This is a genomic window from Bacillus sp. SJS, from assembly GCF_000732485.2.
GTDB classification, from domain to species: domain Bacteria; phylum Bacillota; class Bacilli; order Bacillales; family Bacillaceae; genus Metabacillus_B; species Metabacillus_B sediminis.
In genome coordinates, this window is the sequence record NZ_JAQV02000016.1 from 56091 (window position 1) to 79551 (window position 23461).

General features: G+C 42.9%; 28 protein-coding genes and 2 pseudogenes. 16 read left to right on the forward strand and 14 right to left on the reverse strand.

Going from position 1 to position 23461, the window contains the following annotated elements:
• Window positions 1–72: 72 nt before the first annotated feature.
• The 5 genes and pseudogenes from AS29_RS09385 to AS29_RS09405 form a co-directional block, all read right to left on the reverse strand.
• Complete coding sequence (locus AS29_RS09385; protein ID WP_035405540.1) at window positions 73–1416, reverse strand: (Fe-S)-binding protein; 1344 nt, start codon at window positions 1414–1416, stop codon at window positions 73–75.
• The gene (glcD, locus tag AS29_RS09390) at window positions 1413–2825 is read right to left on the reverse strand and encodes a glycolate oxidase subunit GlcD (protein WP_035405543.1); all 1413 of its coding nucleotides are present in this window, start codon (window positions 2823–2825) and stop codon (window positions 1413–1415) included. The genes AS29_RS09385 and glcD overlap by 4 nt, the downstream gene beginning before the upstream one ends.
• A gap of 101 nt (window positions 2826–2926) precedes the next feature.
• Entirely contained in the window at window positions 2927–4030 is a 1104-nt protein-coding gene (locus AS29_RS09395; RefSeq protein WP_035405545.1) for a CdaR family transcriptional regulator, read from the reverse strand.
• Between the two features lie 33 nt (window positions 4031–4063).
• Window positions 4064–4348: pseudogene (locus AS29_RS09400) on the reverse strand (L-lactate permease); the annotation flags it as partial.
• Between the two features lie 14 nt (window positions 4349–4362).
• A complete protein-coding gene (locus tag AS29_RS09405; RefSeq protein ID WP_035405549.1) occupies window positions 4363–5190 on the reverse strand; it encodes an endo alpha-1,4 polygalactosaminidase in 828 nt (275 codons plus the stop codon).
• A 216-nt stretch (window positions 5191–5406) separates the two neighbouring features.
• On the opposite strand from AS29_RS09405, the gene AS29_RS09410 reads away from it, so the two are divergent.
• Entirely contained in the window at window positions 5407–6357 is a 951-nt protein-coding gene (locus AS29_RS09410) for an L-lactate dehydrogenase (RefSeq protein WP_035405551.1), read from the forward strand.
• Window positions 6358–6503: 146 nt separating this feature from the next.
• Here AS29_RS09410 and AS29_RS09415 read toward each other — a convergent pair whose 3' ends face one another.
• The 4 genes from AS29_RS09415 to AS29_RS09430 form a co-directional block, all read right to left on the reverse strand.
• A complete protein-coding gene (locus tag AS29_RS09415; protein WP_035405553.1) occupies window positions 6504–6860 on the reverse strand; it encodes a hypothetical protein in 357 nt (118 codons plus the stop codon).
• 174 nt (window positions 6861–7034) lie between these two features.
• Window positions 7035–7562, reverse strand: coding sequence for a signal peptidase I (gene lepB, locus AS29_RS09420; RefSeq protein WP_035405555.1), 528 nt, complete (start codon window positions 7560–7562; stop codon window positions 7035–7037).
• A gap of 115 nt (window positions 7563–7677) precedes the next feature.
• Complete coding sequence (locus AS29_RS09425) at window positions 7678–8460, reverse strand: cytochrome c oxidase assembly protein (RefSeq protein WP_035405558.1); 783 nt, start codon at window positions 8458–8460, stop codon at window positions 7678–7680.
• Window positions 8453–8866: a DUF2243 domain-containing protein gene (locus tag AS29_RS09430; RefSeq protein ID WP_082883801.1), complete on the reverse strand. Its 414-nt coding sequence runs from the start codon at window positions 8864–8866 to the stop codon at window positions 8453–8455. Before AS29_RS09430 ends, AS29_RS09425 begins: the two co-directional genes overlap by 8 nt.
• A gap of 245 nt (window positions 8867–9111) precedes the next feature.
• On the opposite strand from AS29_RS09430, the gene AS29_RS09435 reads away from it, so the two are divergent.
• The 4 genes from AS29_RS09435 (at window position 9112) to AS29_RS09450 (ending at window position 11589) form a co-directional block, all read left to right on the forward strand.
• On the forward strand, window positions 9112–10083 hold the full coding sequence (locus AS29_RS09435; RefSeq protein WP_035405561.1) for an aromatic ring-hydroxylating oxygenase subunit alpha: 972 nt from the start codon (window positions 9112–9114) through the stop codon (window positions 10081–10083).
• 33 nt (window positions 10084–10116) lie between these two features.
• Window positions 10117–10407 carry a hypothetical protein gene (locus tag AS29_RS09440; RefSeq protein ID WP_231889922.1) on the forward strand — a complete coding sequence of 97 codons (291 nt, stop codon included), beginning with the start codon at window positions 10117–10119 and terminating at the stop codon, window positions 10405–10407.
• A gap of 299 nt (window positions 10408–10706) precedes the next feature.
• Window positions 10707–11186, forward strand: coding sequence for an RrF2 family transcriptional regulator (locus tag AS29_RS09445; protein WP_035405563.1), 480 nt, complete (start codon window positions 10707–10709; stop codon window positions 11184–11186).
• Between the two features lie 16 nt (window positions 11187–11202).
• Window positions 11203–11589: a nuclear transport factor 2 family protein gene (locus AS29_RS09450; RefSeq protein WP_035405564.1), complete on the forward strand. Its 387-nt coding sequence runs from the start codon at window positions 11203–11205 to the stop codon at window positions 11587–11589.
• 155 nt (window positions 11590–11744) lie between these two features.
• Here AS29_RS09450 and AS29_RS09455 read toward each other — a convergent pair whose 3' ends face one another.
• From AS29_RS09455 to AS29_RS09470, 4 genes are all read right to left on the reverse strand, one after another.
• Window positions 11745–12296: a glutathione peroxidase gene (locus AS29_RS09455; protein ID WP_035405567.1), complete on the reverse strand. Its 552-nt coding sequence runs from the start codon at window positions 12294–12296 to the stop codon at window positions 11745–11747.
• 129 nt (window positions 12297–12425) lie between these two features.
• Window positions 12426–12842: a VOC family protein gene (locus AS29_RS09460; RefSeq protein WP_035405569.1), complete on the reverse strand. Its 417-nt coding sequence runs from the start codon at window positions 12840–12842 to the stop codon at window positions 12426–12428.
• 21 nt (window positions 12843–12863) lie between these two features.
• Complete coding sequence (locus AS29_RS09465; RefSeq protein WP_035405570.1) at window positions 12864–13097, reverse strand: hypothetical protein; 234 nt, start codon at window positions 13095–13097, stop codon at window positions 12864–12866.
• A gap of 364 nt (window positions 13098–13461) precedes the next feature.
• On the reverse strand, window positions 13462–14505 hold the full coding sequence (locus AS29_RS09470) for a hypothetical protein (RefSeq protein WP_035405572.1): 1044 nt from the start codon (window positions 14503–14505) through the stop codon (window positions 13462–13464).
• 201 nt (window positions 14506–14706) lie between these two features.
• On the opposite strand from AS29_RS09470, the gene AS29_RS09475 reads away from it, so the two are divergent.
• The 9 genes and pseudogenes from AS29_RS09475 to AS29_RS21350 all read left to right on the forward strand — a co-directional run bounded on the left by AS29_RS09475 (window position 14707) and on the right by AS29_RS21350 (window position 20194).
• Window positions 14707–15996: a Spo0B domain-containing protein gene (locus tag AS29_RS09475; RefSeq protein ID WP_051860572.1), complete on the forward strand. Its 1290-nt coding sequence runs from the start codon at window positions 14707–14709 to the stop codon at window positions 15994–15996.
• Between the two features lie 60 nt (window positions 15997–16056).
• Window positions 16057–16236 carry a hypothetical protein gene (locus AS29_RS09480; protein WP_051860573.1) on the forward strand — a complete coding sequence of 60 codons (180 nt, stop codon included), beginning with the start codon at window positions 16057–16059 and terminating at the stop codon, window positions 16234–16236.
• Window positions 16237–16557: 321 nt separating this feature from the next.
• Window positions 16558–16854: pseudogene (locus AS29_RS09485) on the forward strand (tripartite tricarboxylate transporter substrate-binding protein); the annotation flags it as partial.
• A 29-nt stretch (window positions 16855–16883) separates the two neighbouring features.
• Complete coding sequence (locus AS29_RS09490) at window positions 16884–17237, forward strand: DUF6054 family protein (protein ID WP_035405575.1); 354 nt, start codon at window positions 16884–16886, stop codon at window positions 17235–17237.
• A 151-nt stretch (window positions 17238–17388) separates the two neighbouring features.
• The gene (locus tag AS29_RS09495) at window positions 17389–17655 is read left to right on the forward strand and encodes a YueH family protein (protein WP_035405577.1); all 267 of its coding nucleotides are present in this window, start codon (window positions 17389–17391) and stop codon (window positions 17653–17655) included.
• Window positions 17656–17756: 101 nt separating this feature from the next.
• A complete protein-coding gene (locus AS29_RS09500; RefSeq protein ID WP_035405579.1) occupies window positions 17757–18104 on the forward strand; it encodes a nuclear transport factor 2 family protein in 348 nt (115 codons plus the stop codon).
• Window positions 18105–18246: 142 nt separating this feature from the next.
• Window positions 18247–19152: a cation diffusion facilitator family transporter gene (locus AS29_RS09505; protein ID WP_035405581.1), complete on the forward strand. Its 906-nt coding sequence runs from the start codon at window positions 18247–18249 to the stop codon at window positions 19150–19152.
• Between the two features lie 12 nt (window positions 19153–19164).
• On the forward strand, window positions 19165–19725 hold the full coding sequence (locus AS29_RS09510) for a maltose acetyltransferase domain-containing protein (RefSeq protein WP_035405583.1): 561 nt from the start codon (window positions 19165–19167) through the stop codon (window positions 19723–19725).
• Between the two features lie 190 nt (window positions 19726–19915).
• The gene (locus tag AS29_RS21350; RefSeq protein WP_156505920.1) at window positions 19916–20194 is read left to right on the forward strand and encodes a hypothetical protein; all 279 of its coding nucleotides are present in this window, start codon (window positions 19916–19918) and stop codon (window positions 20192–20194) included.
• A gap of 81 nt (window positions 20195–20275) precedes the next feature.
• Here the strand turns inward: AS29_RS21350 and AS29_RS09515 are convergent, their stop codons facing one another.
• On the reverse strand, window positions 20276–21730 hold the full coding sequence (locus tag AS29_RS09515; RefSeq protein ID WP_035405585.1) for a potassium/proton antiporter: 1455 nt from the start codon (window positions 21728–21730) through the stop codon (window positions 20276–20278).
• Between the two features lie 338 nt (window positions 21731–22068).
• Between AS29_RS09515 and AS29_RS09520 the strand changes: the two genes are divergently transcribed.
• Together AS29_RS09520 and AS29_RS09525 are read left to right on the forward strand one after the other, a co-directional pair.
• Window positions 22069–22635: an RNA polymerase sigma factor gene (locus AS29_RS09520; RefSeq protein WP_035405587.1), complete on the forward strand. Its 567-nt coding sequence runs from the start codon at window positions 22069–22071 to the stop codon at window positions 22633–22635.
• Window positions 22625–23368 (forward strand): anti-sigma factor, encoded by a 744-nt coding sequence (locus AS29_RS09525; RefSeq protein ID WP_035405589.1) that lies wholly within the window; start codon window positions 22625–22627, stop codon window positions 23366–23368. Before AS29_RS09520 ends, AS29_RS09525 begins: the two co-directional genes overlap by 11 nt.
• Window positions 23369–23461 lie beyond the last annotated feature (93 nt).

Sequence of the window (23461 nt, forward strand, 5' to 3'; positions counted from 1 at the left end):
GAATGAATGAAAAAAGTGAAGGAAGTCGCATTCCTTCTATCAAACTATCGTCAGAAAAAAACCTCATGATAGTCAATGAGGTTCGTGCGGGTCGGCGGGCATAGCTTCATAAAGAAGATCGGCGAGATGAACGGCTTTCATTTTATCTGAAAAACCTTCCCGCTCAATCCCGAGCTTCATTTGAAGAAGACAGCCGGGATTTGCGGTGACAATAATGGCTGCCCTTGATTCTTTCGCCTGCACCATTTTATGATCCAGGATCTGCATGCTCATCTCAGATTCTACAATGTTATAGATTCCAGCAGATCCGCAGCAGCGATCCGCATCCTTCATCTCCCGGAATTCAGTGCCTTCAATCGCATGAAGGAGTCTCCGGGGAGCAGAGGAGGTGTGCATAACGTTTCTGAGATGGCAAGAATCCTGATAGGTGACGATGCCTGGCGGGAGGGAGAGCGGGACGTTTTTATGAAAATCGCATTCTATCAGCACCTCTGTAAAATCCTTCAGCTTTGCAGAAAACGTAATTGCCCGTTTGTGCCATTCCGGTTCGTCATGGAGAAGGTGGCCGTACTCAATCAGAAAAGCACCGCAGCCGCCTGCATTGGTGATAATATAGTCAACGTTCAGATCTTCAAAAGCCTGGATGTTCCGTTTTGCCAGCTCTTTTCCTTCCTCTTTTTCACCGCTGTGTCCGTGAAGTGCACCGCAGCATGCCTGGTTCTTCGGAATGACGATTTCACAGCCGGCCGCCTGAAGGAGCTTGGCGGTCGCATTATTTGTTTCCATAAACATTGTATCCATCAAACAGCCGCTGAAAAACGCGACACGTTTAGAGGCCGTTCCGCGGGAAGGCAAAAATTCCGGACGGTTTTTCATCTCTTTCATTTTTGGGACGGCAGGGAGCACTTTTTCCATCGTCGCCAATGTTTCAGGGAACAGCTTCATTACTCCGGTATTCCGAGCCAGCTTCTGCAAACCGGAACGCTGATAAAAGCCAAGCAAACCTGTTACATTTCTCATCCGGTTCTGATGGGGGAACAAATGATGAAAAGCAGCCTTCCGAATTACTTGGACCGGAAGCGAATGCTTTTTATTCTGATTGATAATATCGCGAGCTTCCTCGAGTAAATGGCCGTAATTCACTCCGGATGGACAAACCGGCTCGCATGCGCGGCAGCCCAGGCAAAGATTCAATGAGCGCTCTACATCTTCATCGGGTTCAATCAATCCGTCAACAACGCCTTTCATTAAGGCGATTCTTCCTCTTGGCGAGTGGGCCTCGTCATAGCCTGACTCAATATAGGTCGGGCAGGAGGGCAGGCAAAAGCCGCACCTCATGCAGTTGAGAAGTTCATCTTCATTCATGCGCTCCTTGAACTGTGCCTGGATTTTTTCGCGTTCCTGTACCGTTGTCATGATGAAACAACCACCCTTTTTCTAGTGTCCTTCGCGAATACTTTTCCAGGATTCATGATGTTAGCGGGATCAAGTGCGCCTTTGACGGCTTTCATGGCCGAAATACCTGCTGTACCTAATTTTAATTCAAGATACGGAGCCTTCATTTCCCCGACGCCATGCTCACCCGTAATCGTTCCGCCGAGTTCAATGGCCTTTTCGAAAATAGCGGCAAATGCTTTTTCAACCCGTTCCATTTCATCATGATCCCGGGCGTCAGTCGCAACGGTTGGATGCAGGTTGCCGTCTCCGGCATGGCCGAATGTACAGATTTGGACATTGAATCTTTCGCCGATTTCGTTAATGGCCGACACCATTCTGGCAATTTCAGACCTTGGAACCGTAGCGTCTTCAAGTATAGTCGTGGGCTTCAGCCTGGCAAGCGCGGATAATGCAGAGCGCCTCGCTGTTCTTAACGCTTCAGCTTCTTCATTTGTCTTCGCCAGCTGAACCGAAACGGCCTGCTCCTGCTTGCAGATATCCGCTATTTTCAGCATGTCGCTTGCAACGAGATCAGCTGGGCCGTCCTGTTCAATAAGCAAGACAGCTTTTACATCGGTCGGCAGTCCAATCCTGGCAAAGTCTTCGACCACTTTTAGTGTTGGCTGATCTAAAAACTCCAGTGTGGCCGGAATGATTTTATTGGCGATAATCTTGGATACAGATCTTGCTGCCGCCTCCAAATCCTGATAAAGTGCGAGCATCGTGCTTTTTGTTTCCGGCATCGGAATCAGTTTCAACGTTGCTTCCGTCAGAATCCCGAGCGTTCCTTCAGAGCCGACAAACAATCTGGTGAAATCATAGCCTGCCACATCCTTTGCAAGCTTTCCGCCTGTCCGGATGATGTCCCCATTTGCAAGGACGATCTCCAGTGCCATCACATAATCACGGGTAACACCGTATTTCAGTCCGCGGAGCCCGCCTGAGTTTTCGTTAATATTACCGCCGATTGTAGAAATTTTCATGGAGCTCGGATCGGGAGGATAAAATAATCCTCGCGCCTCGACTCCATTAATAATATCCAGTGTCACTGCGCCGGGCTGAACGGTCACAGTCAGGTTTTCCTCATCGATTTCAAGGATTTTGTTCATATGCTTAAATAATAGGACAATCCCGCCTTCTGTTGGGCAGGTTCCTGCGCATAGGTTTGTTCCGGATCCTCTGGGCACAATCGGGACGTTATAGTGCCCGGAAAGCTTTACCACTTGTGATACTTCTTCAGCACACCTTGGTGAGACGACAGCATCAGGAAGCGCCTGGAAGTTTGGTGTAGCATCATAGGAATACACAAGCCGGCTTGCCTTGGAGTCCTCCACGTTGCTTTTGCCGACAGCAGCGATCAGTTTTTCTTTGAATTCTAGGTTCAGCATCTATATCCCCCTCTACAGGTAAGCGTTTTCTCTTAGTATAAAAGAAAGTGGGCTTAGCCCGCTATGTAGATTCCTATAAAAATAGGACGGGAAACCCGCGTTTATTTTGGCTGTTTATCCAAAAGCATGACAGCCAGATAAAGAATGAGCGCATCATTGAGCCTGGAAGGATTCAGCCCGGTCAGCTCTTCTATTTTTTTCATCCGGTAATGGAGCGTATTAATATGGATAGGCAAAGCTTCAGCTGTTTTTTTCAAAGAATGATTTTTCTCAAAAAGAACGGACAATGTTGTAAATAAATCAGCCTCCGTTAATAGAGGGGAAATGGTGCGCTCAATGTATTCCTCTTTTGTTTTCAGACTGATTTCATTCAACAGCATTTCGATGGTCAAATCTTCATCAAAAACAATCCGCGCATCATGGGTGCTATTCGATTGGATGGCCCGTTCTGCTTGCATATAAGAGTCAGAGAGTCTGGAGGGGCGTACGGACTTTCCGGCTCCAATCAAAACATGTGTCCTGAATTCTTCTTCTAAAAATTGGTGAAAGGATTGTATTCTCCCTTTTGCATAGGCGGTGTCTCCTGAATGAAAAACCATCACGATCCGGTTGTTTCCCCATTGCACAAAAAGATCTTCGGGATGGCTGTTTTGCCAGGTTTGGATGACGGAGGATATGCCTTTGTAATGAAGACTTTCATCGGGAATAACCGCTATGGCTGCCAACCGCTGCATGGTTAAGTCGATATTCAGAAGACGGGCCCGGTTCGTGAAAGCAGAAGTCCATTCCTTCAGCTGGATCCAGTCGAATACAAAGGCTTCCCGGGTCCGGGCTTCCCAGTTTAACTGTTCGGTATAGTAGCTTTCGTTGACAAGAAGCTCGGTCATTTTCCGGATAACTTCTCCGAAGGGGGATATTTCATCCGGTATCCCAGTGATCCCGATTACGCCTGCTACCTCTCCTTTAAAAAATACAGGAAGATTAATCCCGGCTTTTACACCGGCTAGAGTCTGTTCATCCTTTTTGGAAATGATGACCGTACGCTTTTCGCCTGAAGCGATTTTCGCCCCTTCATGGAAGTCTCCCACCCGGCTGTCATCGGTGCTTGCGATAATCGTTCCTTCAGGAGTTACAACGATTACATCTTCCACAATGACCTTTTTTACTTCTTCCACAATTTTAGCGGCAAGTGCAGGCAGCAGCATTGTATACACTCCTTCAATTCTGTTCTGCGCTCATTATACCAAAGACAGTGATTGCGGAATCATCCGTTGCGGGAAGTTGTGCTGAAGGAAAGTAATCAATCCGGCAACCAAGAGCAGAAAGAGGCTGTGCTTAATGGTAAATCGGAATAGATGAGATTCTTTCCCTGCCAGCCCAACTGCCGCACAGGCGACTGCAATGGATTGAGGGGAGATCATTTTACCGGTCACTCCCCCGGAAGAGTTGGCAGCAATTGCAAGCATCGGATCCATGCCAATGGAAGCTGCTATCAGTGATGGAGGATTTAAAAAAGGGAGATGCCGCGCATCCCCCTTTACCACTCCTCATAATCCCTTGGAGCGTAATAATGAACAAACCCCTGCTTTTCAGCAAGCTGTTCACTTTTTTCCTTTTCTTTTTCAGAAACGGTGAAGATCGTAATCCCATATTCATCAGATAGCCAGCGGGTCTTTTTCAACCACTCTTTGGACCAGTCATCATTCATAATATAGGAGTGCTGAAAATCCTCCCACATAAACCCGTCAATGAATGGGGCCGTTTTTTGCGCGGTTTCCATCCCCCAATTCTGAATGACAGACAGCTGCCTTCTTTCCAGTACTTTAAGCAGAAGGATCAGACTCTCCTGCTGCTGCTTCATCTCTTTTGAATCCTCTGAAAAAAAATCGTCAATGTCTCCTACTGTATCTAAAAAGACTCCGTTCAGCTGCTTATGCTCAATTTGCTGATGAATTTCTTTTAGAAGTGTTTCCCGATAATGAAAGGATGTCATATCCATTAAATAAGCATCCCAATCTTTAAGGTAAACCCGCTTCCCATCTCTATAATAGAAATCCTGGTGCTCGAATTGCTTAAACAGGTTTTTGTTCCAACGATCCGCTTCCATGGAATTAATATAACCGTAAACAAGAGTTCCGGTTTGCTGGATTTTTTCAATCTCTTTTCTGGAATAATGTGTTGGTTCAATAATTACGAGGGGGTAGCCGGATAATTTCTTCACTGTATCCTTCGCTGGTTCACCGTAATAGATTTTGTATTGATGAACTCCGTCGAGTGGATTTTTCTGCAGGGTTAGAAAATAACCAACTAAAAGGAAGAAAATGATGATGCAGCAAATCAACAGCAATTTGGAGTTTTTTCTCAAGAATGATCATCCTTTTCTCATTTTTTTCATTCAACTTATCATACAATTGTATGGACTTTGCAAATAAGTATGCTCAGAGAATCATGTCAGCTGAATCAGTAACAAAACAGACAAAAAACAGCTAAGTTCCCCCATTGGCAAATTATCACAATCGATATAAAATAAAAATGTGAAACACTTCACAAAAAAATCTGTTCTCTGAAAGGGTGAGGCGATATGGCAGGCGAAACAGCAAACCGGGTTGTATTGATTGGAACGGGATCTGTAGGATCAAGCTATGCTTTTGCACTTATGAATCAAGGGATTGCAGATGAATTGATTATGATTGATATGAATGAAGAAAAAGCAATGGGCGATGTCATGGATCTAAATCATGGAAAGGTATTTGCACCGTATCCGACACAAGTGAAACTTGGCAGCTATGCGGATTGCAGAAACGCAGATTTGGTTGTCATTTGTGCAGGGGCGAATCAGAAGCCGGGAGAAACACGCCTTGATTTAGTAGAAAAAAATTTAAAGGTATTTAAAAGTATCACAGATGAAGTGATGGCATCCGGCTTTGACGGAATTTTTCTAGTGGCAACGAATCCCGTGGATATCTTAACGTATGCAACCTGGAAATTCAGCGGTCTGCCGAAGGAGCGGGTAATTGGTTCCGGAACGATTTTGGATACTGCCCGGTTTCGCTTTGAGCTTGGAGAGTACTTCAAGATAGCTCCCCATAATGTTCACGCCTATATCATCGGAGAGCATGGAGACAGTGAGCTTCCGGTATACAGCGCAGCTGACGCCGGCGGGGTGCCAGTGCTAAAGAGAATTGAGCGAGATGGGGCTTATAAAAAAGAAGATTTAGATGAAATATTTGTACGCGTAAGAGACGCAGCATACGAAATCATTAAAAGAAAAGGGGCTACGTATTACGGGATTGCGATGGGGCTGGTACGGATAACGAAGGCGATTCTTCATAATGAAAACAGTGTCCTGACCGTTTCTGCCCTTCTCGAAGGGGAATACGGGGAAGATCAAATTTATATAGGTGTTCCGGCCGTGATTAACTGCGGCGGTATCAGAGAAGTGATTGAACTTGATTTGAATGAGGAGGAAAAACAGAAATTCGGGCACAGTGCAGAGGTGCTGAGGAATACTTTGAAGGATTATTTTGATTGAGGTTCATAGCATTCGAAAGAGTAAATGTTGGAAAGTCAGTTTTCAAAACACTTTATCTCATTGGATTGGTTTTGGCTGATTTCCGCTGCAGGATGCTTGCTTTCCGCGGGGCGGGCGGTGAGCCTCCGCGGCGCAAGCACCTTAATTTACAGACCGTTTATTTCCTTAAACCAATTTCTAATCCATTTTTCTGGTAAGTTAACTTGAGCTAAATTAAGTTTTTTTAATTCATCCACCGAGTATTCTTCACCTAGGTGTAAGTCCCAATTGCATTCTATATCCCTTGCGATTTTAAAAGCTAGATCATTTTCAGTAAACTCCTTTAAATTACCATCAATATAAGAATCATCCTCATCAAAAACCATTGTGAGATTATCACACCATTTAACAAACTCGTAATGGGAGTATGTATTCTCTTTGTCATAGACTTCATTTAATAGCCTTTTTAAGCTTTCAATGGAATAAGGCAGTTCAATGGAAGTATCACTTAATTTATAAATCATAGACATTTTCTCCTTTTTTCTCGATAATTTGCATACAAAACCCAAAAATTTGATATAGCAACAAAAATAAGCCACCTAATTTAAATGTGAATTAGGTGGCTTATTATTTTTTGTACTCCGAAAAAGAACGGATTAGCGTCTTTCATATAAAGCTTATACGTTCGGTTCATCGCCTTACTTAGGAACTCCCATCTTCTCAAATGGAGAGAACCGGAACTTTGCTTCTCCGACAACCGCTTTTTGAGAAATACTGCCGAATACCCGGCTGTCCATGCTGTCGCGGCGGTTGTCTCCCATGACATAAAGAGAGCCGGCCGGCACCTGGATACTTAGGTTTTCAGTCAGATTTTCGCGGGGGACAAGAACGCTTTTATTTTCCTTCAGGTATGGTTCATTATATATTTTACCGTTAATAGTAAGGACATCATTTTTAATTTGGATTCTGTCACCGGGAAGTCCGATAACTCTTTTGATGTAATTGTCTTTTGAGATTGGCGAGTGAAAGACAATCATATCAAAACGTTCAATTTTGCTGATCTTGGATACGATGATCTGATTATTGCTTTCAAAGGTCGGCATCATCGATTTTCCCTCTACCATGACCGGGGTGAAAATAAAGTGCCGGCAGATAAGGGCAACGACGACTGCCGCCAGAATGCTTCCTAACCAGGACAAGGCCTCTTTTTTACTGCGTTCTTTCATACAAGCGCCTCCTTTACTTGCTTCGGTAAAAGGCAAAAACGTGAAATTCTTTAAATGGGTGTTTAGCTTATTTTACACGTTTTTTTCCGGTAAAGATATTATCTATTCCACCTTTTTACAACTTTATGACGTGGGATAAGGAGGTTCCTGGACGAGAGGGATGATACCATTGGTAGCAAAAAATAACAATTATAAGAATATTAAGTACGTCCCCTCCATAATACATCAGCATTCCAGCTGTTTCGGCTTGTTTAACCGGTACACCCGCCGGCGGATTTGCATAGATAAATTTGGACAGAATTCCATGCCCTGCGAATGAAAGGATTAAAACGGCGGCTCTGAATTTGAAGCTGTACCGGTTTGAGATGGGATCTATGTAAAGAAAAGCAATAGTAAATAGATAGCCTGCAAGAAAGATATGTACATGTACAAGAACATAAATCCAGTTTTGCTCATGCATTAATCCGTATAAGCCTGTCGTATAAAGGACCCATAATCCGCCAATGTTTAAAATGGATGCTGCTAAAGGGTGAACAGCGAACTTCAGCGGCTTGCTTTTTAGAAGCCTTGAAAGCTTGCGGCCTTTCTGAACGGTTAGTGACTGAAAAGCAAGTGTTAACGGAGCGGAAAGTGCGAGCAGCAAAGGTGCCAGCATTCCAAGAAAAAGATGGGTGAGCATGTGAGCATTAAAATCTGTATGAGACCTTTCTGCCAAAGGGCCGATTACGGAGATTAGTGACAAGGAAATTCCCAATGTCCAAAGGATGATTCGATAAAACGGCCATTTTTTATTTGACTTCAAAGCGGCTGTTAAATACAGAACCCAGACCAGTAAAAAGGGCAGGGCTAGTATCAGCGGCATCCAATCGAATCCAGATGCTTCATGATGGCTATGCATCTGCTTTTTTTCCCTGCCTCGTGTTAACCAGTAAAAAAATACCCGCTGCAAGCATCGCTGCGGCTGTTATGTTCCAGACAAGATCATATGGAAGGATATTGACGCCATACCGGATTTGGTGAAGGCTCATCAGCTTATGCTGAACCGTCCCGTCATACAGCTGAAAAGCTCCTGCTCCTGTCAATATTCCTCCAATCCATCTCTTTCCATAGAACGCATTTTTCCTGCGAAGATCTGCAAACATGAAAAGAGATGCAATGGTTGCGAACCAGCTGAAAGAGTGGAAAATGCCATCTGATACGAGTCCAATATCCGTGGTCGATTTATCATAAAAATGATGCCAGTGGAGCAATTGATGAAAAACGGTTTCATCGAAAAATGCAACTAATCCAAGTCCGAAAAGCATCCCTGACAATGCGTTTAGTGCCTGTCTTTTTTCCACAAAGAAAACCCCCTTACTTCATATAACTTAATAGTTTTGTATTACCTGTCTGTACTTTCAATAAACTGGGTCTTTTGGTAAAAGTGTCTTTTCTGGGAGTTCTAATTCTTGTAGGTTAGCACATACATAAACCGACTATAATTTTTCACAGGGTAATAGACCGGGTATGATAAAAACAAACGGATCTTTATTTAAGGGAGGATGGCAAGATGGAAGAAAACATAAACCGCGTATTCCCTTCAGCCTGGTATGCGGTCGCCTTTTCATCAGAATTAAAGAAGGATCCCATACGGAAAAAAGTGACTGGCCGGGAAATCGTGCTGTATCGTGATGATAAAGGAGAAGCAAATGCCCTGCATGCCTTCTGTCCGCATAGGGGAGCCGATTTATCATTGGGCTGCGTGAAGGATGGCAAGCTCATGTGTGCCTATCATGGGTGGAAGTTTGAATCGGATGGAACATGCACCGAAATTCCGTCCCAGCCAACCAAGGCGATCCCGAAATTTGCTCATACAGCTGCTTTCCCGGTAACTGAAGAGGCAGGACTCATATGGGTATATCCTGATCATTTAGAAAAGAACGTACCGGAACTTCAGGTAATACCGGATGTGAAGGATAAGAGATACCGTCTGTCCCCTTACCAGGCTCATTGGAATGCCCACCTGACAAGGACGGTGGAAAGTGTGCTGGATGTCGCTCATCTTTCCTTTGTGCATAAAAAAACAATAGGAAAGAAAACAAGCACCGTCTTTCATGATCTTCCCTATACACATGAACGAGATAACATTACAATTCAAAATGGAGGCGGACTCCTTGAATACCGGTTTCCCCAGCAATGGCTTTTGAGGCCGGCAAAGGAAGCAAAGAGTTCCTTCATTAACTATGTGACCTTCACTCCTGTAGATGAGGAAGAAACGATGATCTTCGGTTATGCGGGAAGAACCTTTGCTAAAAATATTCCTTTCATGGACAGAGTTTTTTCAAAGTACAGCCTGAAAGTACTGGATGAAGATAAGTCGATTGTAGAGAGCCAGCATCCAAGGCCGATTCCTGAAGCTCTCAGGATGGAAGCTCACGTTTATGCTGACGGTCCCCAGATCGCTTTCAGAAAACGGTGGTTTGAGTTTCTCTCTGAGGATGAACGGAAAATCAGGCTCGATGAGGGTGTAAGGGTTTACTAAAATCTCTTGCACATTAAGGGAAATTCAGTATTCTTGTTAGGAATAACCAGTAAGGGAGTTTTCGTTATTTTTAAGAAACTATTTAGCAGAAAAGAATGCGCTCACCCGTCTTATAAAATGGAAGCTGATTTCGGTTCGGATCCAATTTGGTGCAGCAAATGCGGAGAAAACCTGGAGATCGACAGCTTTCCACTGTCAGAAGAATTGAAAGCAGAGCTTGCCGATTGGATAGGAGACTACGGTGAGTGGATTGATATGGAAGCAGATACCTTGAAGCCAGGAGGATTGGAGCTTGAAGCCAAGCACGACGAAAGAGGCAGGTAGCTATTCAAGAAGGTGAAAGCTTCGCTTGGTGAAGGAGTTTCAATTGTTTTTGTGCCTTCCCCTTCTGGACAATGGTATAAATGATATTTCTGAACCGGGTGCAGGCTGTTTGCTTGCACCTTTTTCTATTTTGCTGTCTTTTGGCGAGGCAGAAGGAGACTGACGGTACATTGGGTGTAATTACCTGAAGAAAAATGAGTTCAATCTGTTTATTTTTTTATGGAAAAAGAGTATTGTGTATAATGTGGATAATATTTATCCATATTAAGATTAATTGAGTAGGGATGGAGATGAGTCCTTTGCAAATGAAAACCGGAGTGGAACAGGCCGTATACGCAATTTTAATGCTGACATTTTTACCTGGAAAGGCGGTATTGCCTGGAGAGGTAATCAGCAGCCAGCTAGGCGGCTCGCCGACCTATTTTCAAAAACTGCTCAGAAAGCTGGTCAGTGCAGACTTGATTGCCTCTGTTCCCGGGAAGAAGGGCGGCTTCCGTTTAAATAGAAAGCCGGAGGATATCCCAATCTACGATGTGTACTTGGCGATTGAAGGAAAGCAGTCCCTTTATTCATCAACCGGAATCTTTCATGACATGCTGAACATAAAGGAAAAAGAAATCGACTTGCTGTCCAATCTAATGGGGGAGGCTGAATCGTCGTGGAAATCCATTTTAAACCGCGAAACAATCGGTTCTCTAAACGAAGAGATTCACAAAAAATGCCCAAAGGAAAGCATCGAAATTTTGCGTGCGGTCATTCATGAAAAAATGGTGGTCTAAAATAGGAGGATGAAACATGGAAAACTTAGATAAATATTTTGACTTATTTGATCAGTCCAGAACAAGTGAAAAAGCTTTTGAAGAATTGAATGCTCTTTTTTCAGATGACATGGTTTTCGTTTTAAATGGGGACAAGAAGTCCGGGATTGAAAACTGGAAGCTGTTCATAAAAATGGTGTTTACCGAAAACAGCGATATCAAACATATGTATGAAGGCTGGAAAAAATCAGAGGGTGCTGATCATTACGAAACCCAATGGGCCGTATGCGGAAAGCATTCATCAGGTCGGGTGTTTACTCAAACGGGCAAGGATATAGCAAAACTTAATGAGCACGGGAAGATTGTGTATTTAGAAAATGTGCCGGACAGCAAGGAAATGTTTAAGAGCTATACAACGCTATAAAGGGACTGGATTAAAAGAGAAGGATCGTAATTCATCATTTCCTGCTGAAGCTTAAAATTTTAGCAGGAGGCGGTAAAGCAGTGGATACGGATTCTATTAAACGGATTAATACAGAGTATTTAAAAAAATCCGCTCATCTCAGAGCGGATGTTTCTTTATACGTTCAGTAATCTCTCAATATCCTGTTCCATATCCAAAGGGTCCGTTGTTGCTTCAAACCGTTTGACAGGATGGCCATTCTGATCAATTAGAAACTTTGTGAAATTCCACTTGATGGAGTCACCGTATAAGTATTCCGGGTGCCGCTCATTAATTAAAGGAATTAAAACTTTAGCTACAGGGTGAAAATGATTAAAGCCTTCAAACGGTAATTTGGATATTAAATAATCGAACAGTGGATGAGCCCCATCATCCCGGACTTTCATTTTTTGAAACATCGGAAATGATACACCGTAGCGAAGGGTGCAGAATGTTTGAATCCGGTCATTATCATCCGGTTCCTGGTCAGCAAACTGATTGGAAGGGAAGCCTAAAATGACAAAATCCTTAGATTTGTAGCGGTCATAAAGACGCTGAAGATCCTCGTACTGGAAAGTAAAACCGCATTGACTGGCTGTATTGACAACCAGGACCACTTTTCCTTTGTAGTCTTCAAGCGATATTTCTTTTCCATTCATTGCTTTAGCCGAAAACGAATAAATGCTCATCATGGTCCTCCTATGTCAATATTCTTATTATATATCGGTATAAAAGAACTATTTTCAATAGGAGAGAAATGGGAACGACGATTATAAAAATAAGACTGCACGGCGGTTCCATGCAGTCTTCAGTAATTGCTATTGCTCAGGCACAGCCTTTTCATCCATATAAAATACTTCCCATAGATGATCGTTCACGTCCTGGAAACTCCACCCGTACATAAATCCATGATCAATCGGTTCGTTTGAAGACTTTCCACCGGCATCGAGAGCTTTGTTTACAATTTCGTCAACATGCGCACGGCTTTCCGCAGCAAGGGCAACAATCACCTCGGTACTTTTTGCAGAATCCGAGATTTCTTTTTTCGTAAAAGTCTTAAAGTAATCTTCTACAAGCAGCATCGCATACGTATGTTCATTGATAATCATGCAAGTGGCGTTTTTGTCGGTAAAGTGAGGATTAAATTCAAATCCAAGCTTTGTAAAAAAATCAACGGTTCGATCCAAGTCTTTTACAGGCAAATTAATAAATACCTTGCTGATGTTAGCACTCATCCAAAATCCCTCCGAATTGGTTTATTTGCTATAAGTCCATTTTAATATTCGGCTTACAACCCCCATATCCTGCTTGTAAAAGAGAGATGCAATAATTTGTAGAGAATGGGTGCAGGTCATCGAGTGCTGTTCTTCAGCAGATGGATTGGACACTTTCTTTGAAAAAGCGGACCCTCCAGCGGTTATCGGAAATTCCAAATATCCGACACCGAAATCAACTGCCTGTCCTTCTGCTGGAATCCAGGTATAACGCATCAGCTGATTCTTCCATCCCCTATACTATAATGAAAAAACAATAGAATAGGGGACTCAAGGGTGGACGGTACACTCCCGGTGAAAGGGGGTGGTGCCTATAACGGTTTTTCAAGCGCTGATGTTTGCTATTTCGTTTACGAATCTTGTGATTGCCATTTTGGCGTTTAACCATAAAAAATAATCCACCCTTGAGTTGACGGCTCGGCGGGTGGATTATCTTCGTTTTGACCGATCCCCCTTGCAGGGAACCTTTCTATTGAGGGGCCGTCTGGTGTGCAATCACCAGGCGGTCTTGTTTAGGTTATTCTAAGTTACTCCCAGTATACATGTTTTGGGTCCAGTCTGTGAACTGATTTACTGAACCTTATTTTGCAATCCGGGTAAAATCCTCAGTTGAATTAACATTTATAAAGGTTACGCTGTTTTTATCCTGAATGACATAATCATTGATCTGCTTTTCCGTTTTATCAATACTGCTGTTTTGCAGATATACAAAGTCTTTTCCAGTTCCGCTTAATACAGTGAGGGAATTGACCTTCAGTTCTTTGTTATAGGCATCCGTTGATTGGTATAAATCCCCAGGGTATTCTGCGATAAATTCTTTTGAAAAGGATTCGCTTTTATCTGTTTCGGTTGTGTAATAAATACCGGATACATTCATGGTGTTTCTAAATTCTATGCTAAGCTTTTCACCGCCGTATACGGTTTCGCTGTAGTCATATTCCCATGAACGGTTTCCGGATTCCACATACGGTTTACCAAGAAGAAGCTCAATTTTGTGTTTAGGATCTCCAATTTTGATTCCGCCAAGTGTTGCCTGTTTGGAACTTGCATCGTTATCCAGCAGCAGAACGACTTCCTTATTATTTTTGTAAAAAGGATTCACTGCTGCATCTTTTAAATAGCTCTCAAGCCATGTTAATTCCTTTACAACGGTTGCAGGAACTGCTGCATATCCGCCATCTTTTTTAATTTCGGCCGCTCTGTCTTTCAATCGGTCAAGTTTTTGCAAATCCAGTAATGCATTCTCTTCAAAATTGAAAATAATCGATTTTGAAATGGAACCCATCAGCCTAGCCTGGGAAACTTCATATATGACTCTTTCTTTTGCTTTTTTAGCAGGAGTTACATACTTATCATTTAGGGTTTTGCGTACTGCCGCACCGGGTACCTTGCCGATTGCTTGTTCTGTTGTTTTTAGTCTTTTAGTAAAAGCATCATAATTTTCATCGATTGCATATATATCGCCAGAATTCGTGGTAGTAACAAACGAGGCTGTCTCTTTTTTTAATTTCTCTCCGGTTGCTGTAGCTGTTGACAGGGGAGATGCTGCTGCTTCTGCTTGGAATGAAATAGATGCAGAAAGCGCGATTGTTGCCATGAACCCAAACATCATTTTGTTTTTCACTTTTTTTCCTCCTAAATTATGTACTATTATAGGTGTGCGGGTGTTTTGAACTGGTGCGTTTGTAACATAAATGTAACAAAAATAACACTATTGTAATTTAACGCAGAAAACAAACAAAGAAAAGGGTAATTTGTAAATTTATAGAAAGATAGGAAAATAGCATGATAAAATTACTGCCTGAATAGTGAAGAGAGGATTTCTATGAAAAAACGGTACAATTTTTCCCTTCAGACAAAGATTATGGGTCTTGTTATGATCATTGTTTCTGTCATTATAACCCTTCTTGTTTCAGTCTTTGCCTATCTCGAATCGTCCGATACGAAAGAGGAGACGGCAAAGCTTGCTATTCAAACGGCTGCAAATGTTGCATATATGCCGGAAGTAAGAAATTCACTGGCCACAGGGAATCAGGAAGAAATACAGGGGCTTGCTGAACTCATTCGTGATCAAGTGGATGCGGCTTCGGTGATTGTGACAGACAGGCACAGCAGAATTTATACTCATCCGGATGCCTCAAAAATTGGTCAAATCTTTCGTGATCCGGATAGCGAGAAAGCTCTTGTTTTTGCAGGAAAATATTCCGCAGAAGGGCAAGGAAGCTTCGGACCTTCTTTGAAAGGAAAAGCTCCTATTCTTTTAGACGAGGGAAACTATCAGGAAGTCTCAGGAGTTGTTACGGTTGAATTTCTTGAAAAAGATATTCAAAAGAAGATTGCGGGGAAAATCACCAACCTGGCTCTTTATACCTTGCCGGTGCTTGCAGCGGGGATAATAGGAAGCGCTTTACTGGCTCGAAACATTAGGAAAGATACATTAGGCCTGGAACCTTCTCAAATTGCGGCCCTTTACCGGGAGAGGAGCGCCATCCTTTCTTCTCTGGGCGAGGGGATTTTAGCTCTTGGTTACAATGGAAATGTGACACTGATGAATCCAGCCGCAGAAGAGATGCTTGGTTCGGAAAACAGGGATCATTGGTTTCCTAAACTGAAGCATCTCCGGCAAAGCGGAGGGGCGAGGAATGCGGAAATGAGCTATCGTGATCGTGTACTGATCGTCAATCATGACATCATTTTAGAAAAAGGCAAGGCAGCCGGAATGGTTTGGACCTTTAAGGATAAGATGGAATTTGTAAAGATGATTGATACTCTTTCCGAAGTGAAAAAGTATTCGGAGGATTTGAGGGCTCAAACCCATGAGTATACGAATAAGCTTTATGTCATTTCCCGTTTACTGGAGCTTGGGAGGACTGATGCAGCGCTTGATTTAATCAATGATGAATCGGTAAAAAGCCAGAATCAAAATCAAGTGCTGTTCGAACAAATTAAAGATCCGAAGCTGCAGGCGATTTTGCTTGGAAAGATCGGCAAGGCTTCAGAGAAGAAAATTTCATTTACGATTGACCGTGAAAGTTCTTTCAACAAAGGGAGATCAAAGAGGCTATGGGCTTTCAAATGTAAAAGCAGCGGTAGAGGAGCTTGGAGGATGCATTGAAACGAGCGGTATCGATGGAGCTATTTTTACCGTATCCATATCAAAAGGGGAGAAAGACTGATGTATAAAGTCGAAATTGCAGAAGATGATTTCAGAGTAGCCCAAATCCACGAACAATTTTGGAAACGGGGAAAATGGATGGAGGTACGTAAAGGCACATCCAGCTGGAGCGATTACTTTAAACTCTTCCTTAATTATGACAAACCAGATTCTTGGGAAAAGCGAAATCACTTATCATGATTTTACGCCGCTTGCCATTCTGGTCTTAGATTGGGAGGCCATCGCCGTGCCGAAAAATTCGCCTTACCGTCATGCAAATGAGGTCATTGAAGACCTGAAGAAGAACCCGGGGAATATGAGTATCGGCCTTGAGTAGGGCTTCGGCAACGATGACCAAATCGCCTTCGTTCAAGCTATACGGCAAGCGGGGATCAATCCTGCGAAAATTCCGTTCAAGCTTCATGATTCGCTCGATGATCTCATTCATTATTTTGACAGCGGTTCCATTGCTGTGGCTTCGCTTTCTTTCTCTGAAGCTGCCTTTCTTCACAGCAGGGGAAATTAAGAATTCTCGCTGTATCTTCCCATCGGCGGCTTGAAAACTTCGAGGGCATTCCCACATGGAAGGAGGAGGGCATACGGATTGTCTTTCCGCATTGGCGGGGAGTGATGGGTCCTAAGGGAATGACGAAGGAAGAAATGACATGGTGGAATCGGGAACTGAAGGCTATGACAGAAACGAAGGAATGGAAAGCCATTCTGAGAAAGAACCACATGAGTGAATTTTATAAGGATAGTCAGCAAACCAAAGAGTTTCTGACGAATCAGCAAAAGTTTTATGAAACCATTATGAAATAAATAGATTACAAGAAGAAAGGGTGGCGCGTATGCAGCGAATTACAGAGTTTAAAACAACACTCTCTCCGGCAGATGCTTCTTCTATTCTGCGAAAATATGAAGAGTCTGAAAGCAGACTGATCCATGAAGAATATCATGATGCTGGGGATGGAAAGGTTGTCATCATTCTAATTTTTGAGAGATATTTCTTGAGGACAAGCGGCCGCGGGTCAATGACCGTCATACTTGAGAATATGACCGGCTCAAACAAGGTTCGCTGCATTACGGCGGGCAGCGGGGACAGTCTCTTTAACTTTGATTTGGGAGCCAGCCGGAACTTTAGAAGATGGGTAGAAGAGGCCTTGAGTTCTTATATCGAAGAAAATTCCTATTTGGAAAAATAGAAGGGTGCGGCTGTGCTCTTTTTTATAGGAAGAAAGAATGAATTTGTGAAAAAGGGTTTACTGGAAAGGTAAAGTGGTTATAATGATTCGTTATGTATGATACAATAGAAACGAACGTTCGGAAAACCTCGAACAGATAGGAATGATGTTAATGAGCACCGCATTTGAAAAAATGAACCTATCAGGAAATAGGGTGGCAGAAGTATTCCTGCACAAAACAGCCAACGGACAATTTATTGCAGCAGTACCAGACATACACTGGTCAGCAAAGTTTAACCAAATAGATGAACTTCACGATCAGTTTGTACATCTTCAGTCTTCGTTAAACTTTCATATGTTTGAAGGAAATACAGATGAACTGGCAGAGTCGATCATAGCTATGGTAAAAAAGTTCAATCATAAGCAAGATGTTATTTAACCGGGAATTCCTTCCGGTTTTTTATTTTGGAGTAAATTTCATCCAAGCCTTCTTTCTAAAGTGTAAAATATAGACAATCGAAAGCCGGGGGGATGAAAAGGATGGACACTGATTTTGCAGTATTGCAAAATACCTTTAAAAAATTGGAAGAGTGCTTGCTTCAGCCTGAAATACGCAAATCTGCCGAAGAGCTTGACCAGCTTTTGGCGGATGATTTCCTGGAAATAACAAGTACAGGAAAGAGGAAAGATAAACGGGATTGTATGGATGGGCTGGACATTCCGGAAATGAAGCTTTCACACTTCTCAATCCGGATCTTGGGTGAAGGAATTGTGCAAACCATATATACCATTCAAATTTTTGAGAGGAAAACCCTTCGGAGCTCCATTTGGCGGTTTGACGGTTTGAGATGGCAGATGATTTTTCATCAGGGGACTGTAGCGGAATAACAAAGTGCTTTATACCCGCTGACTGGAGTTTTCCATATCCTTAACTTCCTAGTCTTGCTCAATTCATGCTGTCCAGCTTGCATTTTTCACAGCTGAAAGAGAAAATAATGACAAGAAACGGAATGTGAGGCAGGGAAGCGAAATGGGACATAACCACGATCATCACCATCATCATGGATCAAATAATAAAAAAGCATTGCTGTGGGCTTTTTTGCTTATCGCCCTTTTCATGTTTGTGGAAGTAATCGGAGGCATAGTGACGAACAGTTTAGCTCTTCTTTCCGACGCCGGCCATATGCTGAGCGATGCGGCAGCACTGGGGTTAGCTTTGTTAGCCGTTCAATTTGGCCAGAAAAAAGCTGATCAATCTAAAACTTATGGCTACAAGCGTTTTGAAATACTAGCTGCTTTTATAAATGGACTTGCCTTAATGGTTATCGCCATATTGATTATCTGGGAGGCTGTGAAGAGATTTTCTTCCCCTCCTGAGATCGCAGGGACTGGAATGCTTTTGATTTCCACCATTGGCCTTCTTGTAAATATCGGAGCGGCCTTTATATTAATGATGGGGGATAAGGAAGAGAATCTGAACGTGAGGAGCGCGTTCCTTCACGTATTTGGGGATTTGCTTGGATCTGTTGGAGCTATTATTGCGGCGCTCCTCATCATGTTCTTTAATTGGGGAATTGCGGATCCGATTGCGAGTATTCTTGTAGCTGTTTTAATTGCTGTTAGCGGATTTAGGGTTACTAAGGATTCATTTCATGTATTAATGGAGGGAGTTCCTGCGAATATTCCGGTCGAAAAGGTTAAACAGAAGCTGGAGCAGATTGAAGGCGTATGCAGTGTACATGATCTTCATATTTGGGCAATAACGTCTGATTTTCCCGCATTAAGCTGCCACATCGCCATTCAAAAAGACTGCGATGGACGAACCGTAATCAAGGCTGCCAATCAGATTCTTCACGATGAGTTCGGCCTGCACCATACGACCATTCAGATTGATGAGGATGGAGAAGACCACTCAGAACACGAGCATTGCAATTAGGAGGAAGCATAAATGAAAACAGAAAAAGAAAAGATGATGGCAGGAGAAATGTACATACCGAATGACACCCAGCTGCTGGAAGAACGGGTGAACGCAAGGAGACTCACGAGGCTGCTGAACGAAACGACAGAGCAGGAAGGTGAAGAAAGAGTCCGCCTAATTAAGGAGCTCTTCGGCTCAACCGGCAAAGAAATATGGCTGGAACCATCTTTCCGATGTGACTATGGATCTAACATTCATACAGGTGAATCATTTTTTGCTAACTTTGATTGTGTGTTCCTTGATGTATGTGAAATCCGTTTTGGCGAAAACTGCATGCTTGGACCTGGTGTACATATTTATACCGCAACCCACCCGCTTCATCCTGCCGAACGAAACAGCGGAAAGGAATTTGGCAAACCAATCACAATCGGAAATAACGTTTGGATTGGTGGTGCTGCGGTCATCAACCCAGGCGTAACAATCGGGGATAATGCCGTCATTGCCGGAGGTGCAGTTGTTGTAAAAGATGTACCTGCTAACTGTGTCGTCGGGGGAAACCCTGCGAGAGTTTTGAAGGAAATAGAAATCTAAGACAAGAACCTCTGCCGGTTCTTGTTTTTTGTTATTTTGGGCTCTTTTCTAAAAGCTGTGCTAAAATTTGTCCGGTTGAGGCTATAATTTGTCCGTTGCACTTTATCTGTCCGATAGCGCCTGTTATTTGTCCGTTCCGCTTCTTAATTTAGCCGTTCATGCCCCTTATTTGTCCGATTGAGGCCACAATTTGTCCGTTGCACTTAATCTGTCCGATGGCGCCTGTTATTTGTCCGTTCCGCTTTTTAATTTAGCCGTTCATGGCCCTTATTTGTCTGGTTGCGGCTACAATTTGTCCGTTGCCCTTTATCTGTCCGATGGCGCCCGTTATTTGTCCGTTCTGGCCCTTAATTTAGCCGTTCATGCCCCTTATTTGTCTGGTTGCGGCTACAATTTATCCTCTGCACTTAATCTGTCCAATGGCGCCTGTTATTTGTCCGTTCTGCTATTTGTCCGTTCCACCCCTTAATTTATCCGTTCATGCTCTTTATATGGCAGGTAAGTAAAAACCGCAGAGATGTCCATCATCCCTGCGGTTTTGTAATTAATATCATGTATCAGTTTCCTTTTCCTCAAATAACTGCTGGATTGTATCACGGTTTTTCTTGGATACAAGAATGTACAGCGTATCTTTTCCCTGCAGAATGGTATCACCCCGTGGAGTAATCAGCCTTTCCCCGCGAATGACCCCGGTTATCAGAGTATCCGTCGGAAGGTCGATGTTTTTCAGTTCAATTCCGGCATACGGAGTCTCCGCAGGAATTTCTAATTCTATGAGTTCATTGTTCGTTTTGCCGATCGAAACAAGCTCAAGAGTATGGCTTTTTACTTTTGTTTCTCCTTCCGCAAGCTTCAGCTTGTTGGCGAGAGGGGAAATCGTTGCTCCCTGCAGCAAGGCAGACAGCAGGACAACAAAGAAAACGACGTTAAAAATGAGCGTATCATTTTCCAGGTTGGCCATGAGCGGATAAGTCGCAAGCACGATTGGAACGGCTCCTCTTAAGCCGGCCCATGAAATGAACATCTTTTCTTTAAAAGAATACTTGCTGAACATCATACTAATGAACACCCCGAGCGGCCGGGCAACAAGCATAAGGAGGAAGGCGAGCAGAAGGCCTTGCCATGTAATAGCAACGAGCTGTTCCGGGAATACAAGCAATCCAAGCATGATAAACATGAGAATTTGCATCATCCAGGCGAACCCTTCATTGAAGCGGATGATGGTATGCCTATAGGTAAGAGGGGAGTTGCCGATAATAACAGCCGTCACATAAACAGCAAGCAATCCGCTGGCATGGAGCATCGTCGTCATTCCATATGAGAAGATTGCTAGGCCAAGCGTCAAAACAGGATAGAGCCCGGATGAGTCAAAATCAATTTTGTTAATGAGCCAGACAGCGCCTTTTCCAATTAGAAGACCCATAATTAATCCGAATCCCATTTCCCAGAAAAAAGTCAGGACAAGCATGAAAAAATTTGCATCCGGGTGCTGAATGAGTTCAACAAGTGTAACCGTCAGGAACAGGGCCATAGGATCATTGGAGCCTGATTCCGCTTCTAATGTTGAAGTGAGTTTTTTTCGTATATTTTTACTGCCCAGCACAGAGAACACTGCCGCAGCGTCCGTAGATCCAACAATGGCTCCGAATAGAAGACCTTCAAGCCATGATAAATCAAGAATGAATTTCGCGAAAAAACCGGCTGCAACTGTAGTCACAAGCACCCCTATAGTAGCCAGTACTCCGGCAGGAACCAGAACATTTCTTAAATCCTTCCAGCGGGTCTGAATACCGCCTTCAAAGATAATGATAATTAATGCTAAAATACCAAATAGTTGTGTTATCTTTGCGTTATCAAAGTATACATAGCTTCCGAGACCCATTCCGACAGCAACGAAAAAAACAAGTGCAGGCAGTCCAAGGCGATTCGAAAATTTTGCGGTGAGGACACCGATAATGAGTAATAAGGCTAGAACGAATATGATGCTGTCTATTGAAAAATCCAAACCAATCGATCACCTTTCTCTCATCTATCTTAGTTGTTTATATTCGGGCAGGTTTAACAAAACCTGAAAATAAAGCATTTCGTATTTATGAAACATAAACATTACAATGTGGACAGTTATTTGAAGGTAATCCTGAAGAAATGTCCAAGAATAATTATACACATACTTTGAAGGGAACTCCCTTTATCTGCTCAAAATGGAAAACATCCGAAAGAATTTTCTGTGAAAAATGATCTATATCCTGATTTCTTCCGTTACCTCTATAGACCATTACATTTCCACTTTAGGTACAAAATATGATATTTTTTTCTTAGCCCCCTAAAATAAAGGAGATAACTATGGTCGAAAACAATGATGCCGTACTTTATGAACGGCTTGCTGCAAAAGACAAGCAAGCTTTTGAAACGCTGTATGACCGCTATGAAAAACTGTTATTTTCTTTTGCTTTTAAAATTACGAAAGATCGTGGCTTAGCAGAAGAGGTCATGCAGGATGTGTTTGTTAAGCTATGGAATGGAACACATGCCTTCGAATCTTCTAAAGGAAAGTTTTCTTCATGGCTGCTTACTATTACACGGAATAAGGCGATAGACATGATAAGAAAGTACGCAAAGCACGAGCATGTTGAATTAATGGATAAAGACGCCTTAATCAGCGAAGAAAAACCCGTCGATAAGATCGTTGAATGGAAAGAAGACAGAGAATTGATCCGAAGTGCTGTTTCCGAGCTCAATGTGGAACAGCAAAAGGTGATTGACCTTTTTTATTTCAAAGGTTTCAGCCAGCAAAAGATTTCCGAAAAATGCGGAGTTCCTCTTGGAACTGTAAAAGGAAGAATAAGACTCGCACTAAAGCATCTTAGAGAGACATTGGAGAAAGGAGGGAGGTCTGATTATGAAGCCTGAACAGTGCCATCATTTAATTGATTATTTTAACGGGACGATGACGAGCGAAGAATCAGCTGAATTTGAAAGGCATCTGCAGGAATGCAGCGAATGCCGCGAGGAGCTTGCAGAACTTCGTATTTTGACCGAGGACCTTCCTTACCTCTCAGATCCAGTAGAGCCATCGCCAGGACTCAAAAATCGGATTTTGGAAGCCGCATATAGCGAAGGTCAGCCGATTAAGGAAGAACCATCTGAATTTCAAGCCTATAAAGCATCAGCTGAACCACAGATAAAGAAGTCAAAGCGCAGCCAGTCTTTAATCATAGGAGGTCTGGCAGCAGGGCTTGTTCTTTCATTGGGTGCGAATATCATTCAGATGTCTGATGATAAAGAAGAACAGCTTGTGCAAAGTGAGGTTTTAGAAAGAAAAGTGGCTCTTGCTTCTGTGGAGGGAAATAAGACCTTGAATGCGAATGCCTCTTTCTTAAAGGAAAAGGGCGATCAATTCATGGTTCTGCAGGCAGACGGACTTCCGGAAATCAAGGATGGAGAATTATATCAGGTATGGCTGATCAAAGGGGAAAAACCTGTTCCCGCAGGATATTTTACTCCGGATGAGAAAGGTAATGGAGCACTCGTTTACAAAGTGACAGACGAAGATTTGGATTGGGATACTGTGGCGATTACAGTGGAAAATGAGCCGAATTTGTCTGCTCCTAAAGGGAAAGTTGTTTTAGCAGGAAACATTTAACCATTAAAGACAGGAGGCGTGTACACCTTCTGTTTTTTTATGAGAAAATAGTCACACTTATTAATTACCCATCGTTCTAATGACCTAAACACA

Excerpts from the sequence above, each read along its gene's own strand:
- AS29_RS09385 (WP_035405540.1), bottom strand. The coding sequence starts at position 1,416 with ATGACAACGGTACAGGAACGCGAAAAAATCCAGGCACAGTTCAAGGAG.
- glcD (WP_035405543.1), bottom strand. The coding sequence starts at position 2,825 with ATGCTGAACCTAGAATTCAAAGAAAAACTGATCGCTGCTGTCGGCAAA.
- AS29_RS09395 (WP_035405545.1), bottom strand. The coding sequence starts at position 4,030 with ATGCTGCTGCCTGCACTTGCCGCTAAAATTGTGGAAGAAGTAAAAAAG.
- AS29_RS09410 (WP_035405551.1), top strand. The coding sequence starts at position 5,407 with ATGGCAGGCGAAACAGCAAACCGGGTTGTATTGATTGGAACGGGATCT.
- AS29_RS09415 (WP_035405553.1), bottom strand. The coding sequence starts at position 6,860 with ATGATTTATAAATTAAGTGATACTTCCATTGAACTGCCTTATTCCATT.
- lepB (WP_035405555.1), bottom strand. The coding sequence starts at position 7,562 with ATGAAAGAACGCAGTAAAAAAGAGGCCTTGTCCTGGTTAGGAAGCATT.
- AS29_RS09425 (WP_035405558.1), bottom strand. The coding sequence starts at position 8,460 with ATGCATAGCCATCATGAAGCATCTGGATTCGATTGGATGCCGCTGATA.
- AS29_RS09430 (WP_082883801.1), bottom strand. The coding sequence starts at position 8,866 with ATGCTTTTCGGACTTGGATTAGTTGCATTTTTCGATGAAACCGTTTTT.
- AS29_RS09435 (WP_035405561.1), top strand. The coding sequence starts at position 9,112 with ATGGAAGAAAACATAAACCGCGTATTCCCTTCAGCCTGGTATGCGGTC.
- AS29_RS09450 (WP_035405564.1), top strand. The coding sequence starts at position 11,203 with ATGGAAAACTTAGATAAATATTTTGACTTATTTGATCAGTCCAGAACA.
- AS29_RS09455 (WP_035405567.1), bottom strand. The coding sequence starts at position 12,296 with ATGAGCATTTATTCGTTTTCGGCTAAAGCAATGAATGGAAAAGAAATA.
- AS29_RS09460 (WP_035405569.1), bottom strand. The coding sequence starts at position 12,842 with ATGAGTGCTAACATCAGCAAGGTATTTATTAATTTGCCTGTAAAAGAC.
- AS29_RS09465 (WP_035405570.1), bottom strand. The coding sequence starts at position 13,097 with ATGCGTTATACCTGGATTCCAGCAGAAGGACAGGCAGTTGATTTCGGT.
- AS29_RS09475 (WP_051860572.1), top strand. The coding sequence starts at position 14,707 with ATGAAAAAACGGTACAATTTTTCCCTTCAGACAAAGATTATGGGTCTT.
- AS29_RS09480 (WP_051860573.1), top strand. The coding sequence starts at position 16,057 with ATGTATAAAGTCGAAATTGCAGAAGATGATTTCAGAGTAGCCCAAATC.
- AS29_RS09490 (WP_035405575.1), top strand. The coding sequence starts at position 16,884 with ATGCAGCGAATTACAGAGTTTAAAACAACACTCTCTCCGGCAGATGCT.
- AS29_RS09495 (WP_035405577.1), top strand. The coding sequence starts at position 17,389 with ATGAGCACCGCATTTGAAAAAATGAACCTATCAGGAAATAGGGTGGCA.
- AS29_RS09500 (WP_035405579.1), top strand. The coding sequence starts at position 17,757 with ATGGACACTGATTTTGCAGTATTGCAAAATACCTTTAAAAAATTGGAA.
- AS29_RS09505 (WP_035405581.1), top strand. The coding sequence starts at position 18,247 with ATGGGACATAACCACGATCATCACCATCATCATGGATCAAATAATAAA.
- AS29_RS09510 (WP_035405583.1), top strand. The coding sequence starts at position 19,165 with ATGAAAACAGAAAAAGAAAAGATGATGGCAGGAGAAATGTACATACCG.
- AS29_RS09520 (WP_035405587.1), top strand. The coding sequence starts at position 22,069 with ATGGTCGAAAACAATGATGCCGTACTTTATGAACGGCTTGCTGCAAAA.
- AS29_RS09525 (WP_035405589.1), top strand. The coding sequence starts at position 22,625 with ATGAAGCCTGAACAGTGCCATCATTTAATTGATTATTTTAACGGGACG.